This window comes from Oscillibacter sp. CU971 (assembly GCF_905219725.1).
Classification (GTDB): domain Bacteria; phylum Bacillota; class Clostridia; order Oscillospirales; family Oscillospiraceae; genus Oscillibacter.
On sequence record NZ_CAJMXG010000275.1, the window covers coordinates 1 to 3,353 of the forward strand.

A 3,353-nucleotide genomic window follows, 5' to 3' on the forward strand; every position below is an offset into this window, starting at 1 on the left:
CCTCATGCCGTTGCGGACGATATACTCCACGATCTGGTTCACGAAATAGATCTGACGGCTGTCCAGGCTGGTATCGGTGAGGTATTGGGAAAAGGCCTCCTTCGCCGCGTGCATATCCAACCCTACGATCTCCCGGACGAACTCCCCCAGGGGCTTGGCCCCCAGCTCTGCCTCGTAGTCCTGGCGGCTGCCCACCTCGCTCCAAAGGATGCGCTCCAGCGCAGCCACATCCTCTGTTGTCAGCGGGACATTGCCCTTCAGCTTGGCAATGACCGCCTCGTCCTGGTGCTGCCGGACATAGTACCCCGCCTTGGCCTTGTAGTTTTGCAGATCATCGTTCTCCAACTGAGACTCCCTCCAGTCGATAGACAGGATTTCGTCGTCGAAGTTGGTGATGTAGCGGGCCATCTCAACAGAAATATATTTGATCAAATCCCGCAGGCTCTCCCGGATGTGCTCAAATTCGTTGATTCCTGCGTCATCCAGATAGTTTGTGTGGAGAATCTTGTCAACCAGCTCAGACTGTGCCTGAATGGCCGGGATGTTGGCAACGCTGGCAATTCCCTGCACCTTTTTCAGCAGATCATTCCGGGCGCGGGTATACTTCTCCCCGGCGAGGCAGGCCAACTCGATGCCGTACATCAGCGCGTCGAAGCGGACCGCCTTGGGGTCGTCCCCGTCTGGGGCAATCAGCGGGGCCAATTCCTCTCCGATGTTCAGCGTGTCCTCATAGCTGAGGGCAGAGTAGCTTTCCACATTGCTGAACTTCTCCACGTACCACAGATGTTGGCGGACGGCGAAGTTCTCCCGGTTCAGCGCCTGAACCTTGGCCGCCATGTCCTCCACCAACCCCTGGCGGAAAGCGGTCAGCCCCTCTGTCTGATAGGCCAGATCCTGGAGTTTATACGCGATTTGGGCCTTGAGCTGGAAAACCGCACCCTGGAGAGGCAGGCGGCTGACTGCGGGTTTTCCCTTGTCATTCATGCGGAAAAACTCAAAATTTCCGCAGAAATCGAAAATATAGAACTTCTCTTTGTCCGCCCCGTCCAGCAGGCCCGGACACAGCCGGGTACCCCGCCCGATCATCTGCCAGAACTTGGCCTTGCTCATCACTTTCTTGAAAAATACCAGGTTCAGCACCTCAGGCACGTCGATGCCGGTGTCCAGCATATCCACCGAGATGGCAATCTGGGGCAGCTTTTTCGGGTCGGAGAAGTCGTCAATGGCGCTCTGGGCGTAGGTCATATAGTTGTCGATAACCATGGCATAGCCGGGCAGGTTGGGGTATTCCCTTCCAAAAATCTCCAGGATTTTCTCAGCGTGGCGGTGGTTCTTGGCAAAGATGATGGTCTTGCCCAGCTTCTCGCCGTAGTCGATGCGCAGACCGTGGGTCATGAGGATGTTCAAGACCTCTTTGATGGTATCTTCATTAAAGACCCACTCGTTGAGGGCGGAGGAGCTGATCTTCTCGGGCAGTTCTCCGTTCTCATCCTCGAAAGTATTTTCGTACGTCTCCCTATCCTCGGCGGACAGCTCGTCGTAGGCGATGCCATCCTCCAGGAATTTCAGCCGGGTCTCCACACTCATGAAGTCCACCAGGAAGCCGTCTGCCACCGCCTGGGCCAGCTCATAGCCGAAGGTGGGCTCGCCGTTCCCCAGCTCAAAAACTTCATAGGTGTTTTTGTCGATCTCGTCCTTAGGAGTGGCGGTGAGGCCCACCAGCGGGGCGTCGAAGTAGCTGAAAATGTCCCGGTACTTGTTGTAGATGGACCGGTGGGCCTCGTCGCAGATGACCAGGTCGAAATGACCGCAGGTAAACAGCTTGCCCTCCTCGTCCTTCACCGCGTCGATGCAGTTCATCATGGTCTGATAGGTGGAAAAGACGCACCGGGCGGCGGTGTTGTCCTTCTCCTCGCACAGGTTAGTCACCGACAGGCTGGGCAGCAGGTTGACAAAGCTGCGCTTGGCCTGGGTGACCAGGGAGTTCCGGTCGGCCAGGAACAGGATATTTTTCACCCAGCCGCGGCGCAAAAGCACATCACACAGGGCGATGACCGTTCTCGTCTTGCCCGAACCGGTGGCCATGACCAGCAGGGCCTTGCGCCGGTTCTGCGCAAAGCTGTCACACACCGCCTTGACGGCGCTCTCCTGATACCAGCGCCCGGCGATGTCCTTATCCACCGTCACATCTGCCAGGCTTGTCCGCATGGCGCGCAGATTGAACAGCTTCTCCAGGTCCCGCCTGGAGTAGATGGCCGCAACCTTCCGCTCCGGATAGGCTCCGTCGTCGATGCGGGTATCGAAGCCGTTGGTGAGAAAGACCACCGGGCGGCGGCCGTATTTTTCCTCCAGAATATTGGCATACAGCTTGGCCTGCTGGCGGCCCTTGGACACATCCACGCAGGTGCGCTTGGCCTCGATCACCGCCAGGGGACGGCCGTCGGAGCCGTAGAGCACATAGTCGGCATACCCCATCCCCGACTTGTTGGGCATGCCATGCAGTTCCACCTCGTTCAGCCAGTCCTGCCCCTGCGTCCAGCCGGCGTCCAGGAGCATGGCGTCGATGTACAGCTTGCGGGTCTCGTACTCGGTGAGGTCCAGGGGCTTGGGTACATAGGTTTGTTTCTGCTCCTCCCGCCGGGCGGTGAGCTCCGCCTTGAGGGCCTGGTTCTCCGCGATGAGGGCATCCAGATCCACGTCGGGGACAGTTGGGGCCGGCGCCGGTTCGGCGGGCCGCTCCTCCAGCAGGGAGCGGTCAAACTGCCCCTCCTGATAGTCGGTCCCGTAGCAGTAAGCTACGAAGTCCAGGAATATGTACAGGTTCTCCAGACACAGCTCCGCCTGGGGCCGGGTCAGCACCTTGTTCCCGTGGGCGGCGGCGTTGCCCATGCGGCGGATGTGGTCCATCCGCTTCCACAGGTCCTTCCCCACGATCTCCCGGAACTCCCCGGCGTTCATCAGATTTACAAGGGTGTCCTGCCAGGGCTTGACCAGTGCGCCGTCCACCGAGTACATCCACTTTACCCCGCACTCCATCGCCCGCCGACAGTTCAGAATGCAGGCGGCCAGGTCGATGGGCAGGATTTTCTCCGCCGCCGCAGCGGCTCCTGCAAAAGAGGTGAATTGGGGGTCGGTGAGGAAACGGTCGAAGTTGGTCATGTATTGTCGCCTCTTTATAGTTGGATGGGTGGCAAATGGATGGTTACAATCTCTATTACGGTCTTTTCACAGAATTCCCTGCCGAAATCTGTCAACGACATATAGCCTTTACTAAAAGCAGGTTGATTGTACGGCTCAGCGTACTGGTGTATACTTTCTTTTTTAGTAACAATATACGGATGCGTTTTTCACTT

1 protein-coding gene is annotated in these 3,353 nt (G+C 57.9%); it reads right to left on the bottom strand.

Annotated elements, in window-relative coordinates; all coding sequences use genetic code 11:
- Window positions 1-3,159: DEAD/DEAH box helicase family protein (locus JX325_RS13960; protein WP_204791698.1), on the bottom strand; the 3,159-nt coding region annotated here is incomplete at its 3' end.
- Between the last annotated feature and the right edge of the window lie 194 nt (window positions 3,160-3,353).